Below are 13,319 nucleotides of genomic sequence, written 5' to 3' on the forward strand. Positions count from 1 at the left end.
GGGTGCTCGGCGCGGGTGCGGGCTGGGTCTAGTTGGCGGTGGTTGGCGTTGGGGTTTAGACCCCGAACCGCCACTCACGACCAACCAGGCTAGGACTTCACGAGCGCGATGGTCAGCCCGTCGTAACCCTTCGCGCCGACCGTCTGGAACGCCGTCGCGTCGACGCGTGGTTCGGTGGAGATCATCTCGTGCAGCCGCCGGATCCCCTGGATGTTCGGGTCTTCGCTGGCGGCGTTGGCCACCGCGCCGCCGCGGACGACGTTGTCGACCACGATCACGCCGCCGGGCCGGACGATTTTCAGCGACGCTTCGAAGTAGGCCGGGTTGTTGACCTTGTCGGCGTCGATGAACGCCAGATCGATCGGACCCTCGACCGACGGCAGGAGGTCCAGCGCCTTGCCGACGCGAACGTCGACCAGCCCGCCGAGCCCGGCCGTGTCGATGTTCTCCCGCGCGACGGCGGCGTGCTTCGGGTCGAACTCGAGCGTGACGAGTTTGCCTTGCGGCGGCAGGGCGCGCGCGAGCCAGATCGTGCTGTAGCCGCCGAGTGTGCCGATTTCCAGGATGGACCGCGCGCCGATCATCCTGGCCAGCAGGTTGAGCAGCTTCCCCTGGTTCGGCGCGACGGCGATCGAGGGGAGCCCGGCCTCTTCCGAAGCCTTCAGCGCGGCTTCGAGAGCGGGATCGGACGGGACGAGCACCCCGGACAGGTACTCGTCCACTTCGGACCACAGTTGCTGTGACATGGCACCTCCGCCGCCAATCTACCCGCGATCAGGCGGCGCGGCGGCCGGCTTTCGGGATCACCAGCGGCGTCCCGGTCTCGGGGCACGGCATGACCCGGCACGGCAGCTCGAAGATCTTTTCGACGTTGTCGGCGGTCACGACCTCTTCGGGCGCTCCGGTCGCCAGTACCTCGCCGTCCCGCATCGCGATCATGTGCGTCGCGTACCGGGCCGCGTGGTTGAGATCGTGCAGCACCGCGACCAGGGTGCGGCCCTGTTCCTGGTGCAGCTGCGCGCACAGGTCGAGGATGTCCATCTGATGCGCGATGTCCAGATAGGTCGTCGGTTCGTCGAGCAGCAGGAGGTCGGTCTCCTGCGCGAGCGCCATCGCCATCCAGACGCGCTGCCGCTGGCCGCCCGACAGTTCGTCGACCAGCCGCTCGGCGAGATCGTCGACCCCGGTGGCGCGCATGGACTCCGCGACCACGGTGGCGTCCTCACGGGACCACTGGCGCAGCAGGCGCTGGTGCGGGTACCGGCCGCGTGCGACGAGGTCGGCGACCGTGATGCCGTCGGGCGCGATCGAACTCTGCGGCAGCAGGCCGAGCCGTCGCGCGACCTCCTTGGCGGGGAACGAGCTGATCACCTGGCCGTCGAGGAACACCGAACCCTGGCGGGGTTTGAGCATGCGCGCGAGCGCGCGCAGCAGGGTCGTCTTCCCGCAGGCGTTCGGGCCGACGATGACGGTGAACGACCGGTCGGGGATGACCACCCCGAGGTCTTCGGCCACGGTCCGGCCGTCGTAGGCGAGCGTCAGCGCGTCCGCGTGCAGACGGGACGTCGTGCTCTGCTCGGTGAGGGTTTCCACGGTCTCCACGCAGGTTAGGCTAACCTAGGAGTCCGCCGTTGTGGTGTTCCGTAGGTCGCAGTCGGCTCACAACCTCCTCCGATGACATCATGAGGCGTGGAGGACTACCGGATAGTCGCGGACGAGATCTCCGCCGACATCGAGGCCGGCAGGCTGCGCCCGGGTGACCGGCTGCCGCCGCAGCGGAGGTTCGCCCGCGAACGCGGAATCGCGAACTCGACCGCCGCCAGGGTGTACGGCGAACTCGTCCGGAGAGGCGTCGTGGTCGGCGAGGTCGGCCGCGGCACGTTCGTCCGCGCCGCGAGGCCGCCGCTGGAGCCCGCGCTCGCCGAGCCCGGCGGTGCGCTGATCGACCTCGAACTCAACTTCGCCGTCCTCCCGGAGCAAACCGCGCTGGTGGGGAAGGCGCTGGAGCCGCTGCTGCGTGACGACGTCCTGTCGGCGGCGCTCCGCCCGGGGAGCGTCACCGGCTCGAAGCAGGCCAGGGACGCCGTTGCCGGACTCTTCGTGAAGGACGGTTGGACGCCGGAGGTCCTCTTCGCCGGTAGCGGCCGCGAGGCTATCGCGGCCGCCATCGCCGCCTTCGTGCCGATGGGGGAACGGCTCGCCGTCGAGGCGATCACCTATCCCGTGGTCAAAGCACTCGCCGGACGGCTCGGCGCTCAGCTGGTGCCCATCGAGACCGATGACCAGGGCCTCGTACCCGAAGCGCTGGAAGCCGCGCACGCCGCCGCGCCCGTCCGCGCGCTCTACGTCCAGCCCACGTTGCACAACCCGCTCGGGTCCACAATGGACGAAGGTCGGCGCGCCGCGCTGGCGGAAACCGTGCGACGGCTGGACATCCCGGTGATCGAGGACGGGATCTACACCTTCCTCCGGCCCGAGGTCCGTCCGTTCGCGACGTACGCGCCGGAACGCACGGTGTTCGCCGACAGTATGTCCAAACGGCTCGCACCCGGGCTGACCACCGGTTTCCTCGCCGTCCCGGCGGAATGGACGGAGCGGCTCGCCGCGGCGGTGCGCTCGGGCGGCTGGGTCGCGCCCCGGTTCGCAGTCGAAGCCGCCACGCGGTGGATCACCGGCGGCACCCTGGAAACGGTCGAGCGGGCCAAACGGCTCGACGCCGCCGAACGCCAGCGGGTGACGGCGGCCCGGCTGGCCGGGTTCACGCTGCGCGCGGATCCGCGCGCGTATCACTGCTGGTGGGAACTCCCCGAGCACTGGCGTGCCGAGACCTTCGTCGCCGCGGCCGCGCGGCGCGGGATCGCGGTCACCCCGGCGGCCGCGTTCGCCGTCGTCCCGGGGCACGCGCCGAACGCGGTGCGGCTCGCGGTGTCGTCGCCGCCCCTCGAGACGCTCTCGGCCGCCTTGGACGTCCTCGCCGGGCTCGCCGCCGGACGTCCCGAAGACGGCGGCGTCGACTGACGCGTCAGGGGCGCGGGCCGGGAGCCCACTTGCCGATGAAGCTGCCGCAGGTGACGGTCTGCCCGGTGAGCCTGGACCGCAGCGCGTTTTCCAGCCCCAGGTAGTCGAAGATCGGCGTGTCGGCCGCGACCTCGGCCGGTACCGGACCGCCCTTGGTCAGGGTCGGCGTGCGCACGGTCTGGAACAGCACCAGGTAGTCGCCGTCGCGGTTGAGGCCGTCCGCGGTCGTGAGCATCCGTTGCGGAGCGTCGGCGACGATCTCCAGCGGCAGCGGCCATTCCAGCGGGAACGGGTTGCGCAGGCCGAACGCGGGGTAGGCGAACGGGTTGTCGGGCAGGATCGCCGTGCGCGCCGCGGGGAACCGTGTGACGCAGTCCCGGATCTGGGATACGTAGGTGAAAGTGCCGGGGTTGGTCCGGATGCCGCGCATCGACGGCGTCACCGTGCCGAGGTCACCGGTCAGCCTCTCGTGCGCCATGTCGAGGTACGCGGCTTCGTCGTGGTGCGCGACCACGGCCCAGCCCGACGCCAGCACCGCGACCAGCCCCATCGCCGTCGCGCCTGCCAGGCCGACCCGGCCCGGCGGCGCGGGCATCGGCGGCAGCGCGTCCGCCAGGAGCAGGATCGCCGTCAGCGCCAGCGTTCCGGTGAACAGCGTCGGGGTGTCGTTCCCCCACGACAGACTCGTCATGAAGCCGGTCGCGAAGACCAGCGCGCCCATTCGCGAGAACCGCCGCGTCGCCACCCAGTTGACCAGCAGGGCGACCCCGAGGATCCACCAGAGGACGTCCGCCCAGCGGGACGCGCCGGTGAAGTGTCCATCCACGACGGTGCCGACGATCACCGCCACACCCGCCAGTAGCAGCAGCCGTCCGAAGACCGCGCCGGCGAGTCCGGCGCGGTCGCGGAAGATCGCGAGCAGAGCGAGGAGAACGCCCGCGATCGCGAAGAAGGTCAAGCCCCGTACCGGTGGCAGCATGAGGGTCTCGGGATTTTCCACCCACAGCCCGAGAAGCCGTTCACCGTACGCGGGAACGCCGCCGGTGAGCTGCTCGGCCATCGCGCCGAGCCCGCCGTCGAACGCGACGATTCCGAGGTAGAAGAGCAGGAAAGCGCCGAGTGCCAGCAGATCCCAGGCCAGCCGCCCCCACCAGCGCCCGGTGCGGAAAGCGCCGTCTCGCGTCGAAGGATGCGACAGCAGCCAGATCAGCGCGATCACCGGCACCGGCGCGAAGCTCTGTTTGACGAACACCGCTGTCCCCAGCAGGACGAGACCGAGCCGCCGTGGCCACGCCTTGCCGTTGCGCAGTCCCGAATCCAGCGCCCAGGCGCCGCAGGCGGTCAGGAAGATGCCGTCGATCGTGTGCCACGCCATCAGCGGGAAGGCGTTGAGGTTCAACAACGAGGCGGCCGCCGTCAGCCCGGTGAGCCCCGGCCCCCAGTCGCGGACGCGGCGCCGGGTGACCAGTACGGCGAACGCGATGGTCGCCAGGATGATCTCCAGCATGCTGAGCACACTGGAGACGAAGAACAACGGTCCCGGCAGGACGAAGTCGACGACGTGCAGGTAAGCCGAACCCAGCGGCCGGGCGGAGATGATGTCGGAGTGCGGCACCTCGCCGTGCAGCACCCGCCACGCCTGGGCGAGGATGAAACCCTGGTCCGAGGGATGGAAACCGAAGCGCCCCACGCGCAGTTCGGTGGCGACGGCGAGCGCGAGAACCCAGGCCGCGTGCAGGGAAAGCCGCAGCACTGTCCTGGACGGACGTACCGCAGCCGCGTCCGGTCCGGTCGGCAGCGGGGGACTGGCGACTTCCACACTGCCCCTTCCCGGCTCGTCCCTACCTCGGCCCGTGCCCGCCGACCCCGGCGTATCGGAAACCGATGGTAGCGGCCGGGGGCCTCCCCCGATCGAGCCCGGCCGCGGGGAAGTCAGGGACGGCGGCGCCAGACCAGCCTGGTGACCGCGCCCGCGACCGACGCGAGCGGAGCCTTTCTGGGCAGGCCACGGGTTTCCGGGGCGGACTCCGGCATCGCGCGGTAGACGAGATGCGCGAAGAACCGGGCGGTCTTGGGTGCGACGAGGGTCACCAATTCGGCGGCCTTGCCTTCGGGCAGGTTCAAGATCTCCGGTCGTTCTTCAAGGGCTTTCACCACGAGACCGGCGGCGCGCTCCGGCGAACTCGCCGGCATGCCGCGGTAGGAGCCGGTCGGCGCGATCATGTCGGTGCGGACCAGCGGCATCCGCACGGAGGTGAAGGTGATGCCGTCGGAAAGCGTTTCCCGGCCGGCGGTCAGCCCGAACTCCTCCAGCGCGGCCTTCGACGCGAGGTAAGCGGAGAACCGAGGCGTGTCCGTCTGCAGTCCCTGCGTGGTCACGTTGACCACGTGGCCGAAGCCGCGTTCCGTCATCGACGGCAGCAGGCCGAGGATCAGCCGCACGGGACCGAAGTAGTTGATCGCCATCGTGCGCTCGAAGTCGTGGAACCGTTCGGTGGACAGCGAAAGCGAGCGCCGGATCGAGCGGCCCGCGTTGTTGACCAGCATGTCGACCGCGCCGTGCGCGGCGAGCACGTCCTTGACCAGCGCGTCGACCGCGTCGCCGTCGGTGAGGTCGCACGGGTACGCGGACGCCTTCCCGCCCGCCGCGACGATCTGTTCGCGGACCTCTTCGAGTTGGTCGGCGCGCCTGGCCACGAGGATCACGTCGGCGCCCTTCGCGGCGACGGCCAGCGCGGACGCGCGCCCGATTCCCGAAGAGGCGCCGGTGATCAGCACCTTGCGGCCGTCGAGCGGTTCCGGCCCGGGACGGCGGCGGCCGCGATCGGGGTCGAGATGCGCGAGCCAGTACCGGTAGAGCGGACCGGCGTACTCCTTCAACGGGGGCAAGGTGATTCCGCTGCCTTCGAGGGCGGCGGTGGTCGCGCTCGTGTCGAAGTCGACCTCCATGCTCAGATGCGGCAGGACTTCGAGCGGGATGCCGAGTTCCTTCAGCACCGCCGCGCGGGCGGAACGGCCGCCGGGGACCCGGTCCACCCCGGCCGCCGCGGACTTCGCCAGGCGGGTCCCGGCGCGCTTGAGCGCTCCGGACGGTCGCGGCGGAAGGACGGCGGAGATCTTCGGCGCGCCCGCGGCCCGCGCGAAGGCGTTGTAGACCTCGTGCAGCGGCTGGGGGCGCGGTGACGCGAGGTGATACGTGCTGCCGCTGGGCGCGTCGACGTGCATGAGGTGTTCCATCGCTTCGACGACGTAGTCGACCGGCACGATGTTCGTGGCGCCGAGATCCGGGGCGGCCAAAGGAAGACGGCGAGGCAGCGCGGCGAGGCGCGAGATCGCCGGGAGGAAGTAGTACGGGCCGTCGATCTTGTCCATCTCGCCGGTGCGCGAATCACCGGCCACGGCGGACGGCCGGTACACGCGGAACGGCGTTTTCCCGTGCCGTCGCACGAGTTTCTCGGCCTCGAACTTCGTCGCGTGATACGGCGACGCGAAGCTCTGGCCGAGGTCGAAGTCGGCTTCGGTGAAACGCCCGGCGTACTGCCCGGCGACCGCGATCGAAGAGACGTGGTGGAAGAGCCCGGCGTTCGCGGCGGCGGCGAACTCCAGGACGTTGCGGGTGCCGTCGACGTTGGCGGCGCGGTTGGCCGCCTCGTCCGCGGTGAGGTCGTAGATCGCGCCCAGATGCACGACGTGGTCGAGGGGACCCACTTTGGCGGGGTCGATGCCCAGCGTGGGTTCGGTCAGATCGCCGGTGACGGGAACGAGCTTCTCGTGGCTCGGGAGCTTCCCGCGTGAGGTCTCCCTCACGAGAACGTGGACGGCTGCGGTCTCCGGTCGCCGCAGTAGGCGCGCGACCAGGCGTTTTCCCAGAAAGCCCGTCGCGCCCGTCACGAAGTAGGTGGTCATGGCCTGCTCCTTCCGAACGGAGCAGACTCTACCTACTCAGAAGTAGGAACGGTAGTTGTCATTCGTGGTGGTCCGGGTGTTCCGCCACCGCGACCACGGCGTCGCGGAGCGCGGCGCGCAGGCGCCCCACGTCCAGCGGCCCGAGTACGGCGGCCTCTCCGGGTGGCGCCACGAGCACGATCTTGTCCGCGCTCACGAACACCGTCACGTCCCTGCGCCTGCCTGCCAGATCCCGGCAGCCGACCGACCATTCGTCGCGGGGTGCCAAGGTCCTCATCCTCCCGTTTCCCATGATCTCCCTTTCTCGTCCGAGGCTGGGACGAGGCGGTCCGGGGGCCGTGACGCGGATTACTCGACGTTCCTACTGATGGGTTAACCGGCCCTTCGGATCGTGATCGACTTCCGGGCGGGCTAGGCCGGACGGGCTGCCGTGTCTGGGCGAGGACGCCCGATCGGTAGTAGCGTCCGAAGAGAGCCTGCTCGGGAGGTCGTGAATGTCCGAACCCAGGAAAATCGTCATCGTCGGAGCCGGTCTCGCGGGAGCGACGGCCGCGGGAACGCTGCGAGAACGTGGTTACGCGGGCGAGATCCTGCTGCTCGGCACCGATACGCATCGCCCGTACGAATTACCGGCGTTGTCCAAAGGACTTCTGATGGGCAAGGCCGACGAACCCGATTGGGTGCACGAAGCGGGTTTCTACGAAGAGAAGGACATCGCGCACAAGAGCGGGGCGACCGCGACCAGGATCGAACTCGGCGCGCGGCTCGTGGCCGACGACGCGGGCGGTGAGCACCGGTTCGACCGGCTCGTGCTCGCGACCGGCTCCCGGCCGCGCTCGTTGCCGGTGCCCGGTGGCGATCTGCCGGGACTGCGGACCCTGCGCACCCTCGACGACGCGCTGGCGCTGCGTTCGGCGTTCAAGGCCGCCGAACGGGTGGTGATCGTCGGTGCCGGCTGGATCGGGACCGAGGCCGCGGCGGCCGCCAGGGAACACGGTGCCGAGGTGACCGTGGTCGATCAGGTCGGCTCGCCGCTGCTCGCGGTACTGGGCGAACAGGTGTCCGGAGTGTTCAAGGACCTTCACACCGAACACGGCGTGCATTGGCGGCTGGGTGAAGGCGTCGCCGAATTCACCGGCGGTCCGGACGGCGTGACCGGTGTCCGCCTGAAGAGTGGTGACGAGCTTCCGGCGGACGTCGTCCTCGTGGCCGTCGGTGCGGCGCCGCGGATCGACCTCGCGCACGCCGCCGGTTTGGAGCTGTCCGACGACGGCGGTGTCTGCGCCGACGCCGGACTGCGGACCGCCGCGCCCGACGTCTACGCGATCGGCGACATCGCCGCGCATTTCCATCCGCGCTACGGCAAACGGGTGCGCGTCGAGCATTGGTCGAACGCGAAATGGCAGGGCGAGCACGTCGCAGGGAACCTGCTGGGGGAGAACGAGCCTTACCTGAAGAGCCCGTACTTCTTCTCGGACCAGTACGACCTGGGCTGCGAATACCGCGGCCTCGCCGATCCCGAAAGCGACGAACTCGTGGTGCGGGGCGATCTCGCGGCGCGGGACTTCACGGCGTTCTGGTTGCGGGACGGACAGGTGACCGCCGCGATGAACGTCAACCAGTGGGATGACGGGGACGCGTTGAAGGCCTTGGTCGACGGACGCGCGGCGGTGACCGCGGACCAGTTGAGGACGGCTGATCTCAAGACCCTCGCTTGACCCCTCTGGATGCTATGAAAGGTCCTTTCCTTGCAAAATTTGCGAGGAAAGGACCTTTCATTGCAGCCTTTTTCGTCCTGGGGGGCCAGAGGTGTGGGTGTCGTGAGTGGTCAGTGTCGTTCTGGCCAGGGGGCTTCAGGTACCTGCGTGGGTGGGTTCGTAGCGGCTGCGCGTGAAGGCCCCCTTCCCTCGGCTGAGCCGAGGGAAGGGGGCCTTCACGCGCTCCCCAAGCCAGCAGGTCCGCAGGCCACAGGTGCGCGCTACGAGAGCTAAACCTCCTGGGGAACCAAAGCCCGCGAAGACCGCGTCATGGTCCCGAAGGCCAGCAGCGCGAGAACGCCGAACGCCGCCATCGTGATCCCCATCGGGACCGCGGTGCCCGCGCCGCCCAGTCCGACCAGCGGCGTCGCCAGCCCGCCGACGACGAACTGCAGCACACCCAGCAACGCCGACGCCGAACCGGCGGACCGTGCCTGTTCGGCGAGTGCCAGCGAACTCGCGTTCGGCGCCACCATGCCGATGCTCGACACCAGGACGAACAGCGGGATCAGGAGCCCGATGAGGCTCAGGTCCAGCGCGACCGCGGCCAGCACGCCGAAACCGGCGACCGCCGCGATGACGAGGCCGACGGTCAGCAGCGTCCGTTCCGGGAAGCGTCCGACGATTCGCCCGTTCAGTTGGCCGACGAGCACGATGCCGATGCCGTTGAGGCCGAAGACCAGGCTGTACGCCTGCGGGCTCAGGCCGTAGACGCCCTGGAGCGCGAAGGACGACCCGGAGATGTAGGCGAACAGGCTGCCGAACATCAGCCCGGAGGCCAGCGCGTAACCGAGGAAACCGCGATCGCGCAGCAGACCGGCGTAAGTCCGCATCACCGAGCCGAACCGGGCGGGCGTACGCCGTTCCTCGGGGAGGGGTTCCGGCAGCAGGAAGAACACGACGGTGAGCAGGATCGCGCCGAACAAGGTCAGGCAGACGAACACCCCGCGCCACGAGGTCCAGTTCAGGATCTGGCCGCCGATGATCGGCGCCAGGATCGGCGCGAGCCCGTTGACGAGCATGAGCAGCGAGAAGAACTTCGTCATCGCGGTGCCGGAGTAGAGGTCGCGCACGGTCGCCCTGGCGATGACGATGCCCGCCGCGGCGCCGAAGGCCTGGACGGCGCGGGCGGCGATGAGCAGGTCGGCGCTCGGGGCGAAGGCGCACAGCAGCGATCCGACGATGTAGAGCGCGAGGCCGGCCACGAGCGGTTTGCGACGGCCGATCGCGTCGGACAGCGGTCCGAGGATCAGCTGGCCGAGGGCGAGACCGATGATGAACGCGCTCAGCGTGAGCTGGACGGTCGCGTCCGCCGCGTGCAGTTCGCCCGCCATCTGCGGCAGCGCGGGCAGGTACATGTCGATGGACAGGGGCCCGAAGGCGGACAGGCCGCCGAGGATCAGGACGAACCGGGCGCGTCCGGTCGGTATCGGTCGCGCGACGGGTTCCGCCATTCGCTCGGGCGCGATGGTCATGCTCTTCCCTTCCCCAGTGATGGTTCCGCGAGGAACAACTTGCTTAGAGTAGGTAACTATTCCAGGTGTGACCCATGGCACTTTCGCGCCCCGAGACTGATCCGATCACTTTTCTGGACAAATCCGGATGGCCTCTAGATCTCGCCGGAGGTCGTCGGGTATACATCGGATGTCTGTTTGTTGCTGTTGGAGCCGTTGATTCTTGGCGGTTCGGCCGGAAGGGAAAATCCGTGCAGCTGTTGCGTCTCGGGGAGCCGGGAAGTGAGCGTCCGTTCGTACGTGCCGGGGATGGCACGCTGCGCGACCTCGCGGGTCTGACCGCCGACATCGATGGCACCTTCTTCGCGAGCGACGGCGTCGCCAGGGTCGCGGCCGCGCTCGCCGCCGGTGAGGTGCCGGAAGCCGGTGAGGCAGCGGCGCGCGCCAGGGTCGGCGCGCCGATCGCGCGGCCCGGCAAGGTCGTCTGCGTCGGCCTCAACTACCGGCAGCACGCCGAGGAGTCCGGTGCCGCCGTACCAGACGAGCCGGTCGTCTTCATGAAGGCCTCCGACGTCGTCGTCGGCCCGGAAGACGACGTGCTCGTGCCGCGGAAGTCGACCAAGACCGACTGGGAGGTCGAGCTCGGCGTCGTCATCGGCAAGACCGCGCGCTACCTCGACAGCGTCGAAGAGGCTCTTGAGTACGTCGCCGGGTACACCGTCTCGAACGACGTGTCCGAGCGCGAGTTCCAGCTCGAACGCGGCGGCACGTGGGACAAGGGCAAGTCGTGCGAGAACTTCAACCCGCTCGGCCCGTGGCTGGTCACCGCCGACGAGGTGCCCGATCCGCAGGCGCTCGGCCTGCGGCTGTGGGTCAACGGCGAGAAGAAACAGGACTCGTCCACCAAGGACATGATCTTCTCGGTCGCCGAGATCGTGCACTATCTGAGCCAGTTCATGGTGCTGCGCCCCGGCGACCTCATCAACACCGGCACCCCGCAGGGCGTCGCGCTCGGTCAGCCGGACCCCAAGCCGTACCTGCGCGAGGGTGACGTCGTCGAGCTCGAAATCGACGGTCTCGGCCGTCAGCGCCAGAACGTGAGGCAGGCGTGATGGCGAAGATCGTCGGCATGGAGGTGCTCGACGTCCGTTTCCCCACCTCGCGGGAGCTGGACGGCTCGGACGCCATGAACCCGGACCCGGACTACTCGGCCGCGTACGTCGTGTTGCACACCGACGGCGGTCCTGACGGGTACGGCCTCGCCTTTACCATCGGTCGCGGCAACGACGTCCAGGCCGCGGCGATCCGCGCGCTGGAACCCCACGTCGTCGGCCGCGAAGTACCCACCGGCGCCGCCGGGCTCGGCGAGCTGTCCCGCGCCTTGATCGGTGATTCGCAACTGCGGTGGCTCGGCCCGGAGAAGGGGGTCGCGCATATGGCGATCGGCGCGGTGGTCAACGCCGCCTGGGATCTCGCCGCGCGCGTCGCCGGGCTCCCGGTCTGGCGGTTCGCCGCCGAGATGTCGCCGGAGGAGCTGGTCTCCCTCGTCGACTTCCGCTACCTGTCCGACGCCTTGACCGAGGAAGAGGCTCTGAAGCTGCTGCGTGCCGCCGAACCCGGCCGCGCCGAGCGGATCGCCCGGATCGAGCGCGACGGATACCGCGCGTACAGCACGTCCCCCGGCTGGCTCGGTTACTCGGACACGAAGCTCGTCCGGCTCGCCGAGCAGGCGGTCGCCGACGGTTTCGAGATGATCAAACTGAAGGTCGGCGGCAATCTGGAGGACGACGTCCGCCGGCTGAAACTCGCCCGCGAGACGGTCGGCCCGGACATCCGGGTCGCGGTCGACGCGAACCAGCGCTGGGACGTCGGTACCGCCGTCACCTGGATGACCGCGCTCGCGCCGTACGACCCGTACTGGATCGAGGAGCCGACCTCGCCGGACGACGTGCTCGGGCACGCCGCGATCGCCAAGGCGCTCGCCCCGATCCGCGTGGCGACCGGTGAGCACGTCCAGAACCGTGTGGTGTTCAAGCAGCTCCTGCAGGCGGGCGCGATCTCGGTACTGCAACTGGACGCCGCCAGGGTCGGCGGGTTCAACGAGAACCTGGCGATCCTGTTGCTGGCGGCCAAGTTCGGCGTCCCGGTGTGCCCGCACGCCGGCGGGGTCGGGCTGTGCGAACTCGTGCGGCATCTGTCGATGTTCGACTTCGTGGCGGTGTCCGGCTCGGACACCGACCGGTCGATCGAGTGGGTCGATCACCTCCACGAGCACTTCACCGACCCGGCCGTCGTCGCGCGCGGACGGTACCTCGCCCCGTCCGCGCCGGGCTTCTCCGCGCGGATGCACGACGCGACGTTGCGCCGGTTCACCTTCCCCGACGGTCCAGAATGGACGGAGACTGCCAGTGAGTGAGTTCGAAGGCCTCGTCGCCGCCGTCACCGGCGGCGCGTCCGGGATCGGCAGGGCCACCGCGGATCTGCTCGCCTCCCGCGGGGCGACGGTCGCGGTGCTCGACCTGAAACCGGACGACCTCCCCGAGGGGCTCACCGGCTTCCGCTGCGATGTCGGTTCCGACGACGAAGTGCGCTCCGCGATCGACGCGGTGGCCGAGCGGTTCGGCAGGCTGGACATCCTGGTCAACAACGCCGGTATCGGTGCGCAAGGTGACGTCACCGCCAACGACGACGACGAATGGCACCGGGTGCTCGACATCAACGTCGTCGGTATGGTCCGGCTGGCACGGGCGGCGCTGCCCCATTTGAAGGACTCGCCGTCGGCCGCGATCGTCAACACCTGCTCGATCGCCGCGTGGGCGGGGCTGCCCAACCGCGCGCTGTACTCGGCCAGCAAGGGCGCGGTGCTCTCGCTGACCCTGGCGATGGCGACCGACCACCTCGCCGACAAGATCCGGGTCAACTGTGTCTGCCCCGGCACCGCGGACACCCCGTGGGTCGGCAGGCTCCTCGACTCGGCGGGTGACCCGGAGGCCGAACGGGCCGCGCTGGCCGCCCGCCAGCCGATGGGCAGGCTGGTGACCGCGGACGAGGTCGCGAACGCGATCGTGTACCTCGCCAGCCCGCTGTCGGCTTCGACCACCGGCACGGCGCTCGCCGTCGACGGTGGGATGTACGGGTTGCGTCCACGCGGCCCGGTCCAGCAGTAGCTCGATACTCCGGTTCC

General features: G+C 69.6%; 11 protein-coding genes. 5 read left to right on the forward strand and 6 right to left on the reverse strand.

Translation table 11 applies throughout. The features are described from left to right. Positions 1 to 89 precede the first annotated feature (89 nt). Positions 90 to 746, reverse strand: coding sequence for an O-methyltransferase (locus tag ACZ5ZX_RS25355; RefSeq protein WP_465504465.1), 657 nt, complete (start codon positions 744 to 746; stop codon positions 90 to 92). Between the two features lie 28 nt (positions 747 to 774). Then, the gene (locus ACZ5ZX_RS25360; RefSeq protein WP_465504466.1) at positions 775 to 1,602 is read right to left on the reverse strand and encodes an ABC transporter ATP-binding protein; all 828 of its coding nucleotides are present in this window, start codon (positions 1,600 to 1,602) and stop codon (positions 775 to 777) included. An 87-nt stretch (positions 1,603 to 1,689) separates the two neighbouring features. Between ACZ5ZX_RS25360 and ACZ5ZX_RS25365 the strand changes: the two genes are divergently transcribed. After that, positions 1,690 to 3,018, forward strand: coding sequence for an aminotransferase-like domain-containing protein (locus ACZ5ZX_RS25365; protein WP_465504467.1), 1,329 nt, complete (start codon positions 1,690 to 1,692; stop codon positions 3,016 to 3,018). A gap of 4 nt (positions 3,019 to 3,022) precedes the next feature. Here ACZ5ZX_RS25365 and ACZ5ZX_RS25370 read toward each other — a convergent pair whose 3' ends face one another. The 3 genes from ACZ5ZX_RS25370 to ACZ5ZX_RS25380 form a co-directional block, all read right to left on the reverse strand. Next, positions 3,023 to 4,837 carry a hypothetical protein gene (locus ACZ5ZX_RS25370; protein ID WP_465504468.1) on the reverse strand — a complete coding sequence of 605 codons (1,815 nt, stop codon included), beginning with the start codon at positions 4,835 to 4,837 and terminating at the stop codon, positions 3,023 to 3,025. 113 nt (positions 4,838 to 4,950) lie between these two features. Beyond that, positions 4,951 to 6,924: an SDR family oxidoreductase gene (locus tag ACZ5ZX_RS25375; protein ID WP_465504469.1), complete on the reverse strand. Its 1,974-nt coding sequence runs from the start codon at positions 6,922 to 6,924 to the stop codon at positions 4,951 to 4,953. A 58-nt stretch (positions 6,925 to 6,982) separates the two neighbouring features. Next, the gene (locus tag ACZ5ZX_RS25380; protein ID WP_037303652.1) at positions 6,983 to 7,201 is read right to left on the reverse strand and encodes a hypothetical protein; all 219 of its coding nucleotides are present in this window, start codon (positions 7,199 to 7,201) and stop codon (positions 6,983 to 6,985) included. Positions 7,202 to 7,418: 217 nt separating this feature from the next. Here ACZ5ZX_RS25380 and ACZ5ZX_RS25385 point away from each other — a divergent pair, with 217 nt between their 5' ends. Next, positions 7,419 to 8,642 (forward strand): NAD(P)/FAD-dependent oxidoreductase, encoded by a 1,224-nt coding sequence (locus ACZ5ZX_RS25385; RefSeq protein ID WP_465504470.1) that lies wholly within the window; start codon positions 7,419 to 7,421, stop codon positions 8,640 to 8,642. 269 nt (positions 8,643 to 8,911) lie between these two features. Here ACZ5ZX_RS25385 and ACZ5ZX_RS25390 read toward each other — a convergent pair whose 3' ends face one another. Then, a complete protein-coding gene (locus ACZ5ZX_RS25390) occupies positions 8,912 to 10,156 on the reverse strand; it encodes a Bcr/CflA family multidrug efflux MFS transporter (protein ID WP_465504471.1) in 1,245 nt (414 codons plus the stop codon). A 230-nt stretch (positions 10,157 to 10,386) separates the two neighbouring features. Here ACZ5ZX_RS25390 and ACZ5ZX_RS25395 point away from each other — a divergent pair, with 230 nt between their 5' ends. From ACZ5ZX_RS25395 to ACZ5ZX_RS25405, 3 genes are read left to right on the forward strand one after another with little or no spacing between them, the layout of a single operon-like run. Further along, positions 10,387 to 11,247: a fumarylacetoacetate hydrolase family protein gene (locus ACZ5ZX_RS25395; protein WP_465504472.1), complete on the forward strand. Its 861-nt coding sequence runs from the start codon at positions 10,387 to 10,389 to the stop codon at positions 11,245 to 11,247. Beyond that, the gene (locus tag ACZ5ZX_RS25400) at positions 11,247 to 12,551 is read left to right on the forward strand and encodes an enolase C-terminal domain-like protein (RefSeq protein WP_465504473.1); all 1,305 of its coding nucleotides are present in this window, start codon (positions 11,247 to 11,249) and stop codon (positions 12,549 to 12,551) included. Before ACZ5ZX_RS25395 ends, ACZ5ZX_RS25400 begins: the two co-directional genes overlap by 1 nt. Then, positions 12,544 to 13,302 carry an SDR family NAD(P)-dependent oxidoreductase gene (locus ACZ5ZX_RS25405; protein WP_465504474.1) on the forward strand — a complete coding sequence of 253 codons (759 nt, stop codon included), beginning with the start codon at positions 12,544 to 12,546 and terminating at the stop codon, positions 13,300 to 13,302. The genes ACZ5ZX_RS25400 and ACZ5ZX_RS25405 overlap by 8 nt, the downstream gene beginning before the upstream one ends. The last annotated feature ends 17 nt before the right edge of the window (positions 13,303 to 13,319 follow it).

The organism is Amycolatopsis sp. NPDC033938, from assembly GCF_055575975.1.